This window comes from Blautia sp. MSK.18.38, assembly GCF_024460535.1.
Classification (GTDB): domain Bacteria; phylum Bacillota; class Clostridia; order Lachnospirales; family Lachnospiraceae; genus Blautia_A; species Blautia_A fusiformis.
Genome location: NZ_JANFYP010000039.1, coordinates 1 through 17,451, shown reverse-complemented (window position 1 = coordinate 17,451; position 17,451 = coordinate 1). Strand labels below are relative to the sequence as shown.

Genomic DNA, 17,451 nt, shown 5'->3' with positions numbered 1-17,451 from the left:
CCGGAATCCCACCGGCTTGACTACACACCCTTAGCTGGGCGCACAACTGGAATTTACGAACTACAATATCTTTTCGAGAAAAAGATGGTTTTTGTGTGCAATTACATCTCCAACTTTTTTAGAAGCACTAGCAATTATTTCAAATCCATTTTTTTGATACAAAGATAGCGCAGGAATATTTTGACTTCCTGTATCCAAACGTAGTGCCCTGCAACTATTTTTTTGTGCTAATTCTGTAGCGAATTTTATTAGTGATGATGCAATTCCTTTACCAGACATACTCGGACGTACCATTAAAAGGTGAATTACCATTACCTCATCTTCAGATAATTTTTCTTTCCAAGGAATAGTTGCATATTCTATTGGTTGAACTTTATCAATAATGATACTTCCAACAATTGTTCCGTTTTCTTCATATACAAACAAAGCACCAGCATAAATAGCCCGTTCTGCATCATCTTTCGTTGGATAAACCCCTTTCTTAAATACAGTAAAGGCTGTATGATTCAGTTCATACTGGAAATGCTCATTGTAAGTATCTTCAATCGAATTAACATCTTTTAGTATTGCTTTTCTAATCATAAAATCTCTCCACAAATTTTGATTTCACACTTTCTTTCCCCTTATATGTCTATATCTGAAATATTCAGTCACAAACTTTATCAGGGATAGGCATCTGTGCCGCAAGGGGATCTTCCCCTTGTACGAAATCTCTGATTTCGCTGTATTTCCCGGTTTGAGATTTCTTGAAATCGGGAACAGCACCGCAGGTCGCACGATACAGGCAGATGGAATTGCCTGTATAGAAGTGCGCTCTTAGCGTTGCTAAGAGATTTATGCCGTATCCGGCGTGTTATCTTTTTTCAATTTCTTTTTTCGACTTCTGAAGCATTCTTCCAGTTTTAATAATTTGACATGTCTGCTCTTGTTACTCATCATCTGTAAATTCCAGCATCTCATCAACGGTGCAGTCCAGCTTCTTGCAGATCTTCTCAATCGTCTCCATTGATACATACTGGTTTTTTCCCATCCTGGCAAGAATATTTCCACTGATCCCGGTGAGGTACTGCATCTCTATCCGCTTCATATTTTTATCTATGAGCATTTTCCATAATCGGTTATAACTTACGCCCATAAGCAACCTCCATATTTTTCATCTGAACATATTTTGATTATATCACGATTTCGTTAGGTTGAATACCTGTAATTTTTGATGTCTTCTGTAAAATGGAAAAGAGGATGCCCCGACAAAGGGCAACCTCTCCAACCATTTACTTCGGTTTAGTCGAATGGAACCTCACCTTCCGGTGCTTCCATAAATCCGTCCTTATCTGTTTTCGGTGTTTCCGATGAATCAGCTCCAACACCATTATCCTTGTTCTGGGCAAATTCATGTTCTTCCACGATCACATCTGTAGTATAAATTGTTTTCCCGTCCTTGTCCTTATAATTGCCAGTGCTGATACGACCGCCAATCACAATCCTCATTCCCTTGTGAAGATATTTCTGTGCAAACTCTGCACTCTTTCCGAATGTGACACAGGAAATAAAATCCGCTTCCTGTTCACCGTCACGTTTATATCTTCTGTTTACCGCCAGTGTATATCTTGCTACTGCCATATCATTATCTTTTCCGGCATATTTGATCTCCGGATTCTTTGTCAGTCTTCCCATTAAAACCACTTTATTCATAATCGTTACTGTCCTTTCCGCAGCTACGCTGCCATTGCATATTCTTCATCATCTGTTTCATCGTCCGGCATAAACATTGCACATGCTTCCGGTGGATTGGTATCATCCGGTGAAAATATTTTCCGGATCATTTCATACATGATCGGATACCGATATGCGATTTCTTCTCTTGCAAGGAATCTGCATACCCTGTAAAGATTCTTTTTCATTTCTTCATCTGTTGTAAGCATGGCAACCAGATGGATTCTCTCCCTTGTATAAATCAGATTCGGGCATCCAAACCAGTTAATCAACTGCATTTCTTTCATTTTCAGTTCTGTCATAAACTGCTCCTTTCCGGGCATTTTGCCCTGTAAACATTGTCATCAGTTTCATTCGTCCGGCGGTCTGGCGTGCGTTTCCCTGTCACCTGCAGCCGTCTCAGACTGCCTCTGCCTGCATCAGCAGGTCACTGACCATAAGGCTTCGGTCAGCCGCCCATCATCGGGAGTGTCATTATAATTTCGCTCGCTCTCAGAAAAAGAAAGGTCATGGCATAACTCCTGTTAGGCTTCCAGGGTGCACTTATCGGTTGTCAAGGTTCATCGAAGGAACATTCCAAAACGTCCTCTGATTACTAGAGTCAAATGACTTCGCAAGATGCAAAAGATTCGTGATATTTTTTTGCATTTTTATCATTTTTTCTTTTACTTTTGTTAGTCCCTTCACATACTCTGTACTGAGACAGGCAAAAGCGGACATCTTTGGGGTAAAATTTTTAAAATAATTGTTCCTCTACCTATAAAGCCTGGGAAGCGGTATTTACCAACCCCCTTTTGCAAGTTTTTTTCGCATAAATGAAATATTCCCTCACTAATAGCAAGTTTCAGAGGGCATTTGGACGGTACTTTTGCAGAAAAAATTATTTTTCCACTAATCACACGTGGGAATTTGAAGAATGTCAGATAATTTTGAAAAAATCCAAAAAAGAAGCACCGACCGTTATAGTCAGTGCTTGTAAGATATTATATTCGTTTTTCTCAGGAAAGATCATCCCAGTTTTTATATGTTCCATTGTACAGACCTGTAAGTTGTTTTATTGTAAGATTTTCCAGTGGATTTTCTTCATTTATCACAATAGCTATAGCATCTTTTCCAATGACTTTTGTTTCCAGAAGCTCTGCTTCATAATCCTTTAATTCTCTGGATGACATTGCGAAATCACACTCTCCACTTATCACCGCCGTAATCCCTCTTGAAGAATCTGTTGCTTTTACTTCTATTTCAGCATTTGGATTTTGTTTCTGATAGTCATCTGCCAGTGCTTTTACCATTGGTTCCATTGAAGTGGATCCTTCAATCAGAATCTTTCCTTCTGACTTGTCAGAAAGGAATGTTGTTGTACTGTCAGCCTGAATACAATATTGTTTCACAATATCCTGTCCTTTACTCTTTACATAAGTCAGGAAATCCTGTTCCACATCTGTCAGTTCTCCATTATAAGCCAGATAATAATCCCTGCAAAGAGGATAACTGTTATTGTCTATTGTTTTCTCAGAAGGAAGAACTCCGTTGATTTGAAGTATTTTTCCATTCGTATCTGTTGCGGAACTATATGCGACATAACCAACTGCGTTTTTATCTTCTTCCACCTTTTTCAGAACTTTCTCTGTAGAATCAACAACTATTCCTGTATCACTCTCAGGCAGTTTCAAAAGATTCTCAAATTCTGCTCTGGTTCCTGACCCTTCTTCTCGTGATACAGCTGTGACAGCTCCCATAGCAGACAGATCCGGCAATGGCTCTTCCTCGGTTCCACATGCTGTTATTCCCGTTGCCAGCATTATCATTATCAGCAGAAGTGCAGATTTTCGGATGTTTTTTTTCTTTACCATTTTATACTGCACCTCTTTCCATCATTGATTTTCCCGTCTCTTCATCAAGGTTTATAAAAGCCACATTATCACAGGCTTCTTCTGCAATGCTGACACAATTATCTGCCATACGGTCAAAATTATACATGATCCCAGAAAAATATCTTGTCATAGACGCATCACAAACCTCATTTTTTACACGGTTTAAATGTGCCTTACTGTATTTTTTCTCTGCTTTATGCATTTTTTTCTTATTTTTAAAAACTGTTTCAGCCACTACAGCATCACCCTTACGGATTGCCTCCATTGCTTTCTTTAAAAGCTGCTGGATAATATCAATGCAGTCTTCCATTTCTGAGGAGGCTTCACTGGTCAGTCTTTTTCCATTGTTATTTACTTTTTCACATATCTGGTCAATATCTTCACATCTGTCTGCAATCCTCTGAATACTATTGTTTACATACAGTAACCCTGCCGTCTGCTCAGACTGTTGTTCTGTAAGGTTTCCGCTTGCGAATAATCTGGTAATATATTCTGTCACACTGTCCTGTAACTGATGTACAATCTCCAGATTTTCTATAAACGAACCATGAGTTTTTGAGTCTCCATCTGCTACAATCGCCGTTTTTAAATCACTTAACAGAGATTCTGCCAGTTCTCCAAGTCGGTTCAGTTCCTTAGATACCAGAACCATAGCAGCCGCCGGCTGTTCAATCACTTTCATATCCAGATATTTGGGTTCAAAAGCTGCTTTCTCTGTTTTGTCATTTCCACGGATGATTGTTGTAACAATTTTTACCATCAGCGGAATCAGTGGCAGCCAGACCAGTGTACAGACGATATTAAACGTTGTATGTGCATTTGCAATCTGTCTTGAAATCACATCAATCTCATTTCCCTTTGGTGAAATAAACTGGACAAATTTTGCAAACCACGGAACCAGGAAAATAAAAACGCAGCTTCCACTGATATTAAAAATACTATGCGCAATTGCTGTACGTTTTGCATTTTTAGATTGTCCAATTGATGCAAGAAGTGCTGTGATCGTTGTACCTATATTATCTCCAAGAAGAATCGGAATCGCACCGGTAAGCCCTATTACACTGCTTACTCCGTCCGGTCCTGCCTGTGATGCAAAATTCTGCAGAACTGCAATCGTAGCTGAACTACTCTGCACAACCAATGTCATGACCGCTCCCAGTACAACACCAAGAACCGGAATGGATGAAACTTTTCCCATCAGATCAACAAAGACCGGACTTCCCGCCAAAGGTTTCATGACTTCACCCATGATTTCAATTCCTTCAAATAAAAGTCCGAATGAAAAAATTACCATACCGATATTTTTAACCTTTTCTTTTTTGCTAACAAAGTTCAGAATAAATCCAACAAAGATAATTGGATAAATATAATTGCTGATTTTAAATGCCATCAGCTGTGCCGTCATAGTGGTTCCTATGTTGGCACCAAAGATAACAGAAATTGCCTGCGGAAGACTCATAAGTCCCGCACTGACAAAACCGATAACCATAACTGTCGTCGCTGAACTGCTCTGCAATACAGCTGTTACAAGTGCTCCGGCAAGTGCTCCCATAATTGGATTTCTTGTAAGAAATCCAAGGATTTTTTTCATTCGTTCTCCTGCGGCTTTCTGAAGTGCATCACTCATGCTGTTCATTCCATAAAGGAACAAGGCAAGGCCACCGATCAGACCAAAAACCACTTTCACATTCTCGTTCATTTCTCTTTCCTCTCCTGTTATTATATAAGATCTACATTTTCCTATACAATTATAGAAGACAGAAATCAAATCTATGTGAGTGCTTGTGTAAAATAGGTGTAAAAATCAATGGAAATCTTTATAATGTTATAATTGACTTATTCATTTTTCACCTGCTGACATATAGTTTTCATTACGATTTATTATTCAGTCTACGTAATACCAACATCGCCTCATTCCTTACATTTTTGAACGTTCTGTCCGGTCTTCCAAGAAAATATCCTTGTCCGTAATGAACACCTAATCTACACAGACACTCCAACTCTGCTTCTGTTTCTATCCCTTCTGCAATCAGAATTGCTCCTGTCTCATTACAGTAATGCAACAGAAATTCCATCATAATTTCCTTTTTCTTATGTTTTTGAATATCTCTGACCAGTTCTATATCAACTTTTAAGTAGTTTGGCGATGTATTTACTACACGGTTCAGACCAGAATATCCAGCTCCAACATCATCCAAAGCTATTTCATATCCCTGATCTGCATAATGCTTCATAATCTGTTGCAGAATCTGATAGTTTTCTATATCCGACCGTTCCGTTATTTCAAATACAATGTCACAGGACGGTACTCCGGCTTTCGCAGCCTTACGGTTTGTAAATCCCTGTATGAACGATTTATCCTGAATGATATTACCATCTACATTAAGAAATAATTTTGCATGTTCTGGTTTATTCGCCGCTGCCTTCAATGCTTTATTTCTGCACAATTTTTCCAATTTCCAAACACAGCCTACCTGTTCAGCAATCACAAACAAATCTGAAATCATAAGAGTCGTATCATGCCTGTCGATACGACTAAGAGCTTCATATCCTGCCACATCTCCAGTCTGTAAATTTACAATCGGCTGAAATACCGGATATATAGCCTTTCTTTCTAATATTTTATAAAATTCATCTGCATTTTTTACTTTCATTATTTCTTCTCTGCCTCTGTGAATACATTTTCTGTAACCCTATCAACCCACTATATGATATCATCACTTTTTCATCCTTCAATCAGATTTAAGTAAAATCATAGTAAATTTTCACCATTGTTCAGCCAGACCAATTCTTATATAACACAAAGCAAATACGTACTACCACCTGTTTTTTATTATGAAAACTATATTAAATGAGGCTCTTACTGTCTATACAATAAAAGCCTCGTTATATATAGTCTATGTTCTGATTATTCAGATCTTACTGTCTTTTTCACACACCAGTCTTTCATAATCCAGAAATCCCCGGATATACATTTCTTTTGCCACAATTCCCTCCATTGCATTTTTCGCTGAAATAATCCTGTCCAGTGTCTGCCACATCTCCTGTCCGCCATCTCTGAGGACCGGTTCCAGTATTTCTATGTAATGATGAATTTCTGCTTCCAGAGTGAACATCTCCGGGTCAGATTCAAGAAATCTTTCCAGCTCCCGCTGGTATTCTTCATAATAACTTTCAATCAGTTCTCTTCTCATATCTAGAATCCCCCTTATACATAAATCAGTTCCTGCTTGATGATCTCAGCAGCCCGGTTGCGGATATTGTTACAGTGGCATAGCCATTCCATAGGATTCTGTCTCTTCAGTTCCTCGGAAACTCCCTCCGCACTTCGCATCTGAGTTTCGATCAATTCAAAGCGTTCCTGTGCCTGTTCATTCAGATCTGCCAAATAACTGTCCAGCCTGGCGGTCAGAAGAAGATATGTATAAGTTCCAGATTTATGTTCTTTCAGATATTCCTTCCGAAGCATTCCCCATAAGCCAATCGGTCTGGTTTCCTCCGGGTAGTAAAGATTCGGTAAATAATAGTCTCCCACTTTTGTGTATTCGATTTTCATGGTGTCTCCTTTCGCTTTGCATGAAATTGTCATGTTATCTGCGTAGGATGTGCATTTTCTCTTTAAAATCTTTTCACATAGAAGACATTAAGTGCTTAATGCCCTGGCTTTTTGCCGCAGGGTTGTCCGACCCATAACCTTCCAGAAGGTTGATGACGCCCCATACCGCCAGACCAGCGCCAAGAGCCATGACCAGAATTTTAAGAATGTCGATTGCCTGATTGAAAAATTCCATATACGTTCCTCCATTTTGTTTGTTTGATGGTTTTGGGTACAAAAAAAGCCGCCCACATCGGCGGCGCTTCGGGTCATCATGGCCCGAAGTTACACAAACTCGTCGCTGTCCAGATCATCGAAATTCAACAGGTCAGCTTCTTCGTCCGTGTCGGAGCCGTCCACTTCGTACACCGTGTATTCGTCCTCCGGCTTTAGTCTCAATGGCCGGTGGCGGAACAGGCTTTCCAAGCGGAAGGCGTTTTTCTTTTTATCAAATTCGGCTGTGTACTTGTAATTCGGGTGCTTTTTCAAGTCATACTTCGGGGACAGGAAGGGCGGGAGCCCCCGAAGCTGCAAGATACATTTATCCCCGGGCATGGTGGTGATCTCGCTGGTGGTCATCAGTTCCCGGCCAAGCCGCTGCATATTCTGGCTGTAACTTTCAGACTGTCCCCGGCTTCGGCCCTCGGTCTGCATAGAGATGGTGGCCTTGCCCAGCCAGTTTTCCGAAATATCCTTTAGGGTGGAAGCCTCCCGGCCTCCGAGGAACACGATGCTGTCCATGTTTCCCATGATGGTTTCGGAATGGTCTTTGTACAATGCCTTGCACTGGCTCATAGCCTGATAAAAGAGCGTCAGGCTGATCTCCCGGGAGCGAATGACGGCCACAATCTTTTCCAGCCCCGGCACCTGCCCGGTGTTGGCAGCCTCGTCCCACAGCACCCGCACATGGTAGGGCAGACGCCCGCCATAGGTGTTGTCAGCCCGTTCACACAGAAGATTGAACATCTGCGAGAAAGCAAGGGCAACCAAAAAGTTGTAGGTGGTGTCCGTGTCGCTGATAAGGAAGAACAGCGCCGATTTTTCGTCCCCCAGCTTATCAAGCTCCAGCTCGTCATAAGACATGATCTCCCGAAGCTGGGGAATATCAAAGGGAGCCAGTCTTGCACCGCAGGAAATCAAAATGCTTTTGGCTGTCTTGCCAGAGACAAATTGTCAAGGACTTTTTAATCAAATTCACAGAAAACTCACAAAAGGTGCCAGAAGCACTGTATGGCTCCTGACACCTCATTTAACAGATTACATTTTTCCGTTCAGCAGGTCTTTGCAGAGATACGCATAGTCTGGCAGCTGGTTGATATATGGCTCCCAGAGCCGCTTGATTTCGGCTAACTCCAGCGGGTCGGCTGCTTCCAGTGCATGATCGTTGCCAGTCATATATAAAACATCCGTAGCAACATCATCCAAACACTTGCCGCAGAGATCGGCGGCAGATTCTATCCTGATACCGGTATCCACATAGACTGGATTTACGCCAATCGTCAGCCAGACATAGCCCACCTTGTCCGACCAGAGCAATTCAAAATCAGGGCTTTGCCGCAGATGTTCCGCAAAGACTTCCTTTACTCGCTCAATTTCATGTTTCTCTTTTTCTGTGTAAAGCATTTTCATGTCCTCCTTGACAAAAATTTTGGTGCGTACCATCATCAGTTTAGCACAAGGCGGCTTAGTTTATCAGTCTGTCACATCTGCTGAATTTCATTTTTGAGCATACGCTTGATTTTATCGCTCATGGTTTCTGTGCTGGTATTGCTGAAATGGACATGAACCTTGTAGGTCGTCTTGCCGATTTTCTTTACCATCGCTGGCGTGTTTTCCGGCGCTCTGGCCGCAGCAGCGGCGTCTGCCATCTGCATAGTACGGGGTTCTTTGTTCATAGCGCTCCTTTCTCCGAACGGGTCTGTGCCGCCCGGTAAAAAATCAATCGTGCTTACTGTTTACAATGTCTTTTGCTGCCTGTCGGGTGACACCGGCATTTTCTTCCCGGAAATTCTTCCCGTCAAAGAGGATCGGCGCACACCGTTCCAAAATACGGTCATAGATACGGGCGTGGGCCAGATCAGGCGGATTTTTCAGCTCGGACAGTTTCAAGTTTGTTGTGATAATCATGGGTCTTCGGCTGCGATAGCGGCTGTCGATGACGAAAAACATCTGCTCCATAGCATATTCGGTACTGCGCTCTACACCCAGATCGTCAATGATAAGCAGGTCATATTCGTCAAAGCTGGCAATAAACTCTGACCTGTCCTCAGAGAACATCCCTGTCAGGCGGTTCAGAATGGTGGGGAAGTTCGTCATCAGCACCGGCACATCCTGGTCAAGTAGAGCGTTGGCAATACATCCGGCGAAAAAAGACTTGCCGGTTCCCACATCTCCAAACAGTAAAAGCCCGATATTGCTCTTATATGCCTCTTTCCAGTTCTCCACATAGGCATGAGCCTTGTCCATCAATGGGTTTTGCCTGTTATCATTGGAAAATGTGTAGTCGTACAGATAACGGTCTTGCAGGCCCTGTGCCTTTCGGCGTTTGATACGCTCCATGCGGCGCTGCCGTTCTTCAGCAGCCTTGCGCTGCTCCTCAGCCTCCCGCTGGCACTGGCAGATGCAGTGCGGCATAAAGTAGCCGGATTTCCCGAAGCATGGCACAACGGTCTGCCTCTGGCCGCCGCATTTCTTACAGTGAATGAGCCCGTCTGACGGGTCTATATACTCGTCCTCAGCCAATTCCACACCGGCAGCTGCCTTGTCGATGAATGCCCGGATTTCTGCGGTAATCTCAATCATACAGTTTCATCCTCCTTTACGCTGTAATCCCGGTTGCGTGAGGGTGTGACCGTTTTTTTAGCGTCCTCACCGGCCCAACGCCGGATGGTCGCTGCATGGCTCTGATAACGCTTGCCAGTAGAAGCCATGTACTCGGACAGCTTTTCGATGTACTGTTCCCATACAGCAGGAAAGCTGACCTGCAAGTCTGCCAGTTCTTCATCCGTCAGGAAAACATTCTGGTAACGGCCATAGGTGTGGGAAGGGTGCCCCGTTTCAGGGCGTACCTTCTCTATCTCTCTCTTTATCTCTATCTCTTTCTCTAACTCTATCTCTATCTCTGGTGGACGAATGTCGGACAAATGTCCGCCACTTGTCCGGAGCGCAGAAAGAGCCTTATTTTGAAGCCTTGCAGCCCGCTTTCGCTCGGCCTCGGTAGAGGACTGGCCTATTAAAAGTTCGATGTTGCTCATGTAGAATGTGCCGCTGTCCAGCACTTCCACAAGACCCAGCTTCAAAAAGATCTGCAAGGCTCTCTCCACAGTGCCGATCTGCTGGCGGGTAATGGTAGCGATCATCTGCGCTGTGTAAGGGATGTCCTCGTCAAGCTGGAGCCGCCCGCCATGTTTCAGCGATTTCAGGTACAGCTTGAGCAGAATGTTGGAATACAGCACACCGTCCTGCATACTTTCCAGCAGCACGATGGAATCATCATCAAAATAGTTTTCTTTGAGTTTCAGGTAATAATATTTTCGATTGTCTGACATAGGGTTCCTCCTTAGGGGTTCTTTTGGGATTCTGTACGCATTTTAAGGCTATTTTAGGGGTCAGAGGATAAATCTATCAGACTGCCTTTGACACCCTCAAAAAAAGCCTTGATTTACAAGGGTTTTTCAGCCCCTAAAGCGTGACATTTCTCCCGTTGTTTCCGCTTGCGCTTTGCGGCGTTAATCCGCTTCATGCGTGCGGCACATTCCGGGCAGTATTTAGCCCGGTTAGAACCGGGGGTAAACAGCGCCCCGCATACGGCGCATTTCTTAGCATTCAGCCGGTGGAACAGCGCCGTTTCCAGTTCCTTATCCTGCGGCAATACCGCCGCCCGAAACCACCTGCACAACAGGGAGTAGGAAATGGACTGGACACAGATACATTCCTCCCCATCGTCCAGGGCGATACAGTTTCCGGCAATGTAGTTGCAGCACTCATGCACCAGTTTCCGCGCTCTGCGGTACTGGCGGTAATCCATGACAGGGATAGGTTCAGTCTTGTTGTTCTTCATAAATGATTTCTTTCATAAAGCAGGTAACCTCCTTGAATGAATTTATTGTTAAATATTCGTGCAAAGTATTGTTTTCTTCGTGCAAATGGCATATACTATAATTGCCAGCAGAAAGGGGTTGATCGTATGGCTGGAAATACCACAAACATCAGTATCCGCATGGACGCAGATTTGAAAGCGCAGGCGGACGCACTGTTTACGGAACTTGGCATGAACCTGACTACGGCGTTTAACATCTTTGTGCGCCAGTCGCTTCGTGAAGGCGGCATTCCCTTTGAAGTAAGGCTGGAACAGCCGAACAAAGAAACGGTTGCTGCCATGCTGGAAGCGGAAAGGATTGCAAAAGACCCGTCTGTAAAGGGCTACAATGACCTTGACGAGTTATTTGCTGACCTGAAAAGATGAAAGAAACCAAATATACCGTCAAGTACACGACCAGTTTCAAAAAGGACTACAAACGAGCCATCAAGCGTGGCTTGAAGATTGAGCTGCTGGAGCAGGTCGTAGCATTGCTGGCAATGGGCGAACCGCTGCCGGATAAGAACCGTGACCATGACCTGTCCGGCGATTGGGCAGGTCATCGGGAATGTCATATTCTCCCGGACTGGCTGCTTGTCTATCGCATAGAGGATGATGTTCTGGTGCTGACGCTGGCCCGCACCGGCACACACAGCGACTTGTTCGGCAAATAAACAGTCTGCCGCCGTATGGGGAAACCTGTACGGCGGTTTTTCTGTATGCAAAAGTATGTCGTGAAACGCGACGCACTTGACAGGGGTACGCCAAAACGCGGTAGCCTTTACCGCTCCGGCCCACGGTCGTGAGACTTGTCCCTTTCCTGTCGGGACAGCTGCTCGGCGGTTTTGCGGAGCCGTTCCACTGCTTTCAACTCCTCCCGCATGGATTTCATGGCAAGCGTGTCCGTCTGCTTTCCGGCGGCCAGCTGGTCGATTTCCCGCTGCCATGCCTTCGGGGTGATCCCCTCGCCGCTGTCTTTCAGTTCTTTCAGATACCGGGCTGCTGCATCATACAGGATCAGTTCCTGGCTGTGGCGCTGCTCAAACTGTTCCCGTTTTTCCGGTTTTACTTTGGCAAGCTGCTTGTGGATGGACTTGTACTGGTTGTACTGTTCCCACATCTCCCCGCGTTCGGTAAGAATGGCGATCCGGCGCTCAGCCTTGACGATCTTTCCCCGCAGGTCATAGTAACAGCTGTTCATATCAGCGATTTTTTCATGAAGCTGCTGCATAGACTGGATGCCGTTTACCTGCAAAAAGCTGAATAGTGCAGCGCTTTCCTGCAAAGCCCGGATTTTGCCGGTGCGGGTGCGGGGAGCGTTCAACTGCTGTTGGGCTTCCCACAAGGCGGTCAAGCTGCTTTGCTGCGTTTGTGGTTTTTCCGCTTCCGCTTTCGACCAGCGATAAAGACGGGTAATGCGAGCTTTGATTTCTTTCAGCAGCTTGTTGTCGGCGACGATCTGTCGGTTTACTTCCCCCTTGTCGGTGCGGATACCGCGCTTTTCCATTTGGCTGGCAGCTGGCCCCAGATGGACAGAGGGAATTTTATCAATGCCCTGCCGCTTGTAGCTGCGGTGGTCAATACGCTCCGGTCTACCGGCAGATTCCAGTGCCCGGTTGGTGTAGGCTGCCCACGCTGCCCGCCAAATCTCCACATTTCCTTTATCGTTCCAGTCGGTCGTATCCTCCCGATGATTTTTCCAGCCGCCTTTCCCATCCGGGATACGCTGTCCATTCTCGTCCAGATCGTATGCCTTGCGGCACTTTGCGCCCCACTGTCCATTTTCTTTCAACGGCCGGAGCGTCAGCATGATATGGACATGAGGGTTGCCGGTTCCCTTGTCATGGATAGCAAAGTCGGCGCACATTCCTTTGTCTACAAAGTTGTCCTTCACATAGGCACGCACAAGGGCAAGCTGTTGTTCGCCGGACAGTTCACGGGGTAAAGCTGCCTCAATCTCGCGGGCAAGCTGGCTGTCTCTTGCTTTCTCGATTTGCTCCACGCTGTTCCAGAGGATAGAACGGTCTGCAAATTCCGGCGGGGCGTGGGCAGGCAGCATGATCTCCGCATGGACAATGCCGCCTTTCCGGGTGTAGTCGTGGATCATTCCGTCCCATTCATTTGTCAGCTTGGTTCCACTGCGGTAAGCAGCTGCGGCAACGGCTGAACGGCCTGCGCTGCGCTTGATGATACTGACGGGGATATGACAGAAATCTATGGGGAACACCTCCTTTCAGTGAGGGGATAACAGGCTCTGTGGAGCCGGACAAACGCAAAGCGGGTGTTTGGCTGCGCAGAGCACACAAGGGGTTTGGGGAGCGTAGCTTCCCATCGCGGACGAAGTACGCAACGCCCCCGGCAGGGCGCACAGCACCGGCAACGGTGTATAAGTGCGCCCTTGTAAACAAGGGACTTATGGCATATCCCCGGATTTTGGCAGGTTTGCAGTCAATTCCGCAGCCCCCGGAAGATAGGACAGGGCAATCAGAAATGCTTTGACCTCTGCGCCGGAAAGGCTGGAAGCCAGCGGGAAAATCCCCTCCAAAATGGCTCCGCGCTCAATCAGGCGGCGGGTGCGAACCCTGCGTTCTTCGTTTCGTTGCTTGTTCTCCAAAATCTTCTTGCGGTTTTCAAGCTGCCGGATCTCCTTCAGGACTTCCTGCCGTTCTTCTTTTGGGGGTTGGGCTGTAATTTTTTCGTTCATGTCATGCACCTCTTTTCTTTGGAAACGCTTATAGATTGACCGTCCATTTCTGACGCGCAAAGTACCGGCGCAGCCTCCGCAGTGCAGCGTGGATGGATTTTCCCGCCTGTGATGGTGTGATACCCTCCATTGCGGCAATATCTTTCACTTTCATACCCAGCATATAGCGGGCGTGGACACGGCGAGCCTGCATAGGCGGCAGGGAAGAAATGGCTTCATACAATCGCCGTATCAGTTCTTCGTATTCGGCTAATTCTTCTTTTTCTATCAGATGATCCTCCGGCGATGGCTGCGCCCAGCCGATTGCAGCATTTTCGATTCCATCGTTACAATCGAGGGAGTAAAACGCCTTATACCGGAACATCTTGCGTTCTCTGGCGGCCTCGGCTCTCTTATCCAGAAGAAACGCTTCGACGATCTCATCGGACACCTCCACAAAAATGTCCTCTTTGCAAAATGGATAATATTGTTTGAGATTGATGGTCTGCATAGGCACGCCCTCACTCTGTTTGAAAAAGGTCATCATAGCAGCGGCGCATATTCCGCAGACCCCGACGGATGGAAACGCTGACCTTGCTGCTGTGGACGCCCTCTCTCCGGGAGATTTCCGGCTGCTTGATACCGGCAATGTAGTAGGCGTGAACACGGCGGGCCTGTGTCGGAGTGGCATGAGCCAGAGCCACCGGCAGAGCTGCTATCAGGTGCAGGCGGGTGGTCATTTCTTCTCGTTCCAGCAAAATATCTTCCGGCGATCTGCTGTGTTCCAGTGCGTAATTTTCCAGCCAATCTCATTGATTTCATAGGCAAGAGGTGCTGTCAATTCATTTGTTGCAGACAGAATACGCCGGTTGCCATTTCCGTTTTTCACATCAACCAGCACATCGGTCATTTCTGCGATTTGTTTTTTTACGCGCCGAACGAGAACGATGGAAGTCAGCACAGCCACAACAGCAATCACAATGGACAAGAAAACGATGATTTCCATCAGTTTTAAATACTGATATGCAAGTTTACGGGCTTCAAAGTCGATTCTTTCAAGATACTCCTGCACCTGTTGAGAACCACATTCAAGATACATAATCTTGTCCTCAAGTGATAAGCTATGCATAGCTTTCTCAATTACAGGATTAACAAGGCTTTTAAATGTATCTTCCAGAAGTGTTATAAACTCCTGTTTTGTTGGGATCTGTTCTGCTGCCATGTAGATTGGCTCAATATAGGTTGTATACTCTGCATATGAGATATACTGTTCTGTGAAATTGCTGTGTTCAATAAACTCTGAATACATCATTGTGTGTTGTCCTTTCTACGGTCTGACCGCCTACCGCAAGGGAATGTATTTATAAGATTGAATTAATAGTTGCAAGGTTTTTCAATAACTGCTGTCTTGTTGCTTCATACTGCTCTGATGCTGTCTGTATGTCTTTCTGAATTGCTTTGATCTCAGCAGATGTCTTTTTATCAATGCTCTGTCTACTCTTGTGCTTAAAGATATTCAACATATCTGTATAACCTCCTATTCTTTTGACTACCTCCCACCCTGTAAGAGTGGGAACGCTCACAGCTTAAAGCCCTGTTTATAGTGGCTGTGACCACCTTATTTAACGTATAATCTGCGGTACTGGCTAACTCTCTGATACTCTGCAAGGCTACCAAGTTTTGCTTCAAGTCTCTTGTTGTCAAGAGTCTTTCTTTCACAAGTTGAAAGCTTTATTGTGAAGTTGTTACCAATTTCAGAAACCTTTTCGTTTGTATCCATGTAACCGATGATCTCACGTTCTACTGCTTTCAGTTCTTCCTCTAACTGCTCTTTCAGTGCTTTAAGGCTTCTGTAATCTGCTACAACCTTCTCAAGTTCGTTCATTGTTCTACACATATGTTTTATCCTCCTGTGAATTGATCTCTTATGTTGCAACCCTTGAATCATCTTCCTGACTATTGACTTGTTTAATTACGAAGTCTCACAGGTATATGGTTTCAAGTATTGGAAGCTTTCGGCTATCCGGTTGCTTGTGTGTTGCTGTTGTTTTGTTGTTGATATTATAGTACACTATTATGTACTTAATTTCAATTGGCATTGTACACAAAAGTATACTTTATTTTTTGTCAAAAGTATACTAAAGTGTACAATGTGATTTTCAATTGTATCTGTTGACATAAAAAACACAATCGTGTACTATATCTTTATAAGGAGGTTTTTGTCATGGGTGAACGCGAAAAGCAATATCAAGGATCTATAAGTTATCAGAAGTTAAGAGATTTAATGGAATTAAAAAATGTAAAAAAAAGAGAACTAAGAGAAAAATATAATATCTCTCCTACTATTATTAATAGATTAAATAAAGATACAAATGTATCTGTTGATACCATTATGTATTTATGTGAAATTCTCGATTGTCAACCAGGTGATATATTAGAATATGTCCCACCTCAAAATTAACATTAACAGAATATCAGTACACAATAGTATACAAATATTTTAGTATATTTTTGTGTACTTTTGTCATTGCTTTTAAGTACATTTTAGTGTACTATTACCTCATAATAAATCACACGGAGGTAATGCAAATGGCAACAAAGATAAACGTATATGAAATGGTTACAGATAGAATCATTGCAGAACTGGAAAAAGGAAACATCCCTTGGAGATGGCAAAGACCGTGGACAGGAGTTAGATCAGGAGCATACAACAGAATTACAAAGAAACCTTATAGCATTATCAATCAAATGCTTCTTAAACATTCTGGTGAATATGCTTCATTTAAACAATGGACTGATCTTGGCGGTCATGTCCGCAAAGGTGAAAAATCAGAAATCGTTGTATTCTGGAAGATATACCAGAAAGAAGAAGCAAACGAAGAGACAGGAGAAAAGGAAGTCAGAAAGATACCTGTACTGAAATATTACAATGTCTTTCATATCTCACAGGTTGAAGGTGTAAAGCCTTTAGAAGTACCATTTAAAGAAGTAGAACCAATAGAAGAAGCTGAAAAGATCATCACAATGTATGTTGAACGTGAACACATAGACTTTAATGAATGTGCAAGTAATGAAGCATATTACAGCCCTTTACAAGATAAAGTGGTTGTACCGATGAAAGAACAGTACAACCTTGTTAATGAATATTACAGCACCACATTTCATGAACTGACACACAGCACAGGACATAAGAACAGACTTGATAGACTGGAAACAGGAGCTGTTGCAAGTTTTGGAAGTGAAACCTATTCAAAAGAGGAATTAGTTGCAGAAATCGGAAGTGCAACCTTGATGAATGTTACAGGAATTGAAACACCTAAGACCTTTAAGAATTCAACAGCATATATTCAGAATTGGTTACAGGTTTTGAAGAATGACAACAAGTTTATCGTATCAGCCAGTAGCAAGGCAGAAAAAGCAGTTAATTTCATCATTGGTGAAGCGTAAAAAAAAGAGACTATGAAAAAATCTCTGTAAATAGGATTCTTCTATGATAAGAAAGGGTGAG

The 17,451-nt window shown here is 44.0% G+C and carries 23 protein-coding genes and 4 pseudogenes; 4 read left to right on the top strand and 23 right to left on the bottom strand.

The features are described 5' to 3' along the window. Positions 1 to 60: 60 nt before the first annotated feature. From NE638_RS16565 to NE638_RS16490, 16 genes and pseudogenes are all read right to left on the bottom strand, one after another. On the bottom strand, positions 61 to 582 hold the full coding sequence (locus tag NE638_RS16565) for a GNAT family N-acetyltransferase (RefSeq protein WP_003864592.1): 522 nt from the start codon (positions 580 to 582) through the stop codon (positions 61 to 63). A 346-nt stretch (positions 583 to 928) separates the two neighbouring features. Next, positions 929 to 1,135 carry a helix-turn-helix domain-containing protein gene (locus NE638_RS16560; protein WP_003864593.1) on the bottom strand — a complete coding sequence of 69 codons (207 nt, stop codon included), beginning with the start codon at positions 1,133 to 1,135 and terminating at the stop codon, positions 929 to 931. 146 nt (positions 1,136 to 1,281) lie between these two features. Next, complete coding sequence (locus NE638_RS16555) at positions 1,282 to 1,692, bottom strand: single-stranded DNA-binding protein (protein WP_003864594.1); 411 nt, start codon at positions 1,690 to 1,692, stop codon at positions 1,282 to 1,284. A gap of 23 nt (positions 1,693 to 1,715) precedes the next feature. Further along, a complete protein-coding gene (locus tag NE638_RS16550; protein ID WP_015543455.1) occupies positions 1,716 to 2,015 on the bottom strand; it encodes a hypothetical protein in 300 nt (99 codons plus the stop codon). A gap of 696 nt (positions 2,016 to 2,711) precedes the next feature. Further along, positions 2,712 to 3,566 (bottom strand): substrate-binding domain-containing protein, encoded by an 855-nt coding sequence (locus NE638_RS16545; RefSeq protein ID WP_015543454.1) that lies wholly within the window; start codon positions 3,564 to 3,566, stop codon positions 2,712 to 2,714. 1 nt (position 3,567) lies between these two features. Beyond that, positions 3,568 to 5,286: a Na/Pi cotransporter family protein gene (locus tag NE638_RS16540; protein ID WP_020944839.1), complete on the bottom strand. Its 1,719-nt coding sequence runs from the start codon at positions 5,284 to 5,286 to the stop codon at positions 3,568 to 3,570. Between the two features lie 172 nt (positions 5,287 to 5,458). Next, the gene (locus NE638_RS16535) at positions 5,459 to 6,241 is read right to left on the bottom strand and encodes an EAL domain-containing protein (protein ID WP_003864600.1); all 783 of its coding nucleotides are present in this window, start codon (positions 6,239 to 6,241) and stop codon (positions 5,459 to 5,461) included. Positions 6,242 to 6,499: 258 nt separating this feature from the next. Continuing rightward, positions 6,500 to 6,781, bottom strand: coding sequence for a hypothetical protein (locus NE638_RS16530; RefSeq protein ID WP_003864601.1), 282 nt, complete (start codon positions 6,779 to 6,781; stop codon positions 6,500 to 6,502). Positions 6,782 to 6,795: 14 nt separating this feature from the next. Beyond that, on the bottom strand, positions 6,796 to 7,143 hold the full coding sequence (locus NE638_RS16525) for a TnpV protein (protein WP_015543451.1): 348 nt from the start codon (positions 7,141 to 7,143) through the stop codon (positions 6,796 to 6,798). An 82-nt stretch (positions 7,144 to 7,225) separates the two neighbouring features. After that, positions 7,226 to 7,378 (bottom strand): annotated as a pseudogene (locus NE638_RS16520) (Maff2 family mobile element protein); the annotation flags it as partial. A gap of 89 nt (positions 7,379 to 7,467) precedes the next feature. Next, positions 7,468 to 8,355 (bottom strand): annotated as a pseudogene (locus tag NE638_RS16515) (VirD4-like conjugal transfer protein, CD1115 family); the annotation flags it as partial. Between the two features lie 84 nt (positions 8,356 to 8,439). Next, on the bottom strand, positions 8,440 to 8,805 hold the full coding sequence (locus tag NE638_RS16510; RefSeq protein ID WP_014080225.1) for a hypothetical protein: 366 nt from the start codon (positions 8,803 to 8,805) through the stop codon (positions 8,440 to 8,442). 77 nt (positions 8,806 to 8,882) lie between these two features. Next, complete coding sequence (locus NE638_RS16505) at positions 8,883 to 9,077, bottom strand: transposon-encoded TnpW family protein (protein ID WP_005933543.1); 195 nt, start codon at positions 9,075 to 9,077, stop codon at positions 8,883 to 8,885. A gap of 43 nt (positions 9,078 to 9,120) precedes the next feature. Beyond that, the gene (locus NE638_RS16500; protein WP_005933545.1) at positions 9,121 to 9,984 is read right to left on the bottom strand and encodes an ATP-binding protein; all 864 of its coding nucleotides are present in this window, start codon (positions 9,982 to 9,984) and stop codon (positions 9,121 to 9,123) included. Then, positions 9,981 to 10,730, bottom strand: coding sequence for a phage replisome organizer N-terminal domain-containing protein (locus NE638_RS16495; RefSeq protein WP_005933547.1), 750 nt, complete (start codon positions 10,728 to 10,730; stop codon positions 9,981 to 9,983). The genes NE638_RS16500 and NE638_RS16495 overlap by 4 nt, the downstream gene beginning before the upstream one ends. Positions 10,731 to 10,843: 113 nt before the next feature. Beyond that, positions 10,844 to 11,242 (bottom strand): cysteine-rich VLP domain-containing protein, encoded by a 399-nt coding sequence (locus NE638_RS16490; RefSeq protein ID WP_005933550.1) that lies wholly within the window; start codon positions 11,240 to 11,242, stop codon positions 10,844 to 10,846. Between the two features lie 126 nt (positions 11,243 to 11,368). Between NE638_RS16490 and NE638_RS16485 the strand changes: the two genes are divergently transcribed. Continuing rightward, positions 11,369 to 11,647, top strand: coding sequence for a type II toxin-antitoxin system RelB/DinJ family antitoxin (locus NE638_RS16485; RefSeq protein ID WP_005924829.1), 279 nt, complete (start codon positions 11,369 to 11,371; stop codon positions 11,645 to 11,647). Continuing rightward, positions 11,644 to 11,934 carry a type II toxin-antitoxin system YafQ family toxin gene (locus NE638_RS16480; RefSeq protein ID WP_002596328.1) on the top strand — a complete coding sequence of 97 codons (291 nt, stop codon included), beginning with the start codon at positions 11,644 to 11,646 and terminating at the stop codon, positions 11,932 to 11,934. Before NE638_RS16485 ends, NE638_RS16480 begins: the two co-directional genes overlap by 4 nt. A gap of 107 nt (positions 11,935 to 12,041) precedes the next feature. Here NE638_RS16480 and mobQ read toward each other — a convergent pair whose 3' ends face one another. The 7 genes and pseudogenes from mobQ to NE638_RS16445 form a co-directional block, all read right to left on the bottom strand. Beyond that, on the bottom strand, positions 12,042 to 13,487 hold the full coding sequence (gene mobQ, locus NE638_RS16475; protein ID WP_173746749.1) for a MobQ family relaxase: 1,446 nt from the start codon (positions 13,485 to 13,487) through the stop codon (positions 12,042 to 12,044). A 186-nt stretch (positions 13,488 to 13,673) separates the two neighbouring features. Then, entirely contained in the window at positions 13,674 to 13,964 is a 291-nt protein-coding gene (locus NE638_RS16470) for a DUF3847 domain-containing protein (RefSeq protein ID WP_005933556.1), read from the bottom strand. Between the two features lie 28 nt (positions 13,965 to 13,992). Continuing rightward, the gene (locus NE638_RS16465; RefSeq protein ID WP_035394327.1) at positions 13,993 to 14,454 is read right to left on the bottom strand and encodes an RNA polymerase sigma factor; all 462 of its coding nucleotides are present in this window, start codon (positions 14,452 to 14,454) and stop codon (positions 13,993 to 13,995) included. 10 nt (positions 14,455 to 14,464) lie between these two features. Next, positions 14,465 to 14,749, bottom strand: a pseudogene (locus NE638_RS16460) (RNA polymerase subunit sigma-24); the annotation flags it as partial. After that, a pseudogene (locus tag NE638_RS16455) lies at positions 14,749 to 14,949 on the bottom strand (sensor histidine kinase); the annotation flags it as partial. The pseudogenes NE638_RS16455 and NE638_RS16460, both read right to left, overlap by 1 nt. Positions 14,950 to 15,304: 355 nt before the next feature. Continuing rightward, entirely contained in the window at positions 15,305 to 15,466 is a 162-nt protein-coding gene (locus tag NE638_RS16450; RefSeq protein WP_173746747.1) for a hypothetical protein, read from the bottom strand. Positions 15,467 to 15,561: 95 nt separating this feature from the next. Then, on the bottom strand, positions 15,562 to 15,840 hold the full coding sequence (locus tag NE638_RS16445; RefSeq protein ID WP_173746745.1) for a hypothetical protein: 279 nt from the start codon (positions 15,838 to 15,840) through the stop codon (positions 15,562 to 15,564). A gap of 327 nt (positions 15,841 to 16,167) precedes the next feature. On the opposite strand from NE638_RS16445, the gene NE638_RS16440 reads away from it, so the two are divergent. Further along, positions 16,168 to 16,404, top strand: coding sequence for a helix-turn-helix domain-containing protein (locus NE638_RS16440; protein WP_173746743.1), 237 nt, complete (start codon positions 16,168 to 16,170; stop codon positions 16,402 to 16,404). 128 nt (positions 16,405 to 16,532) lie between these two features. Further along, on the top strand, positions 16,533 to 17,390 hold the full coding sequence (locus tag NE638_RS16435) for an ArdC family protein (protein ID WP_173746741.1): 858 nt from the start codon (positions 16,533 to 16,535) through the stop codon (positions 17,388 to 17,390). The last annotated feature ends 61 nt before the right edge of the window (positions 17,391 to 17,451 follow it).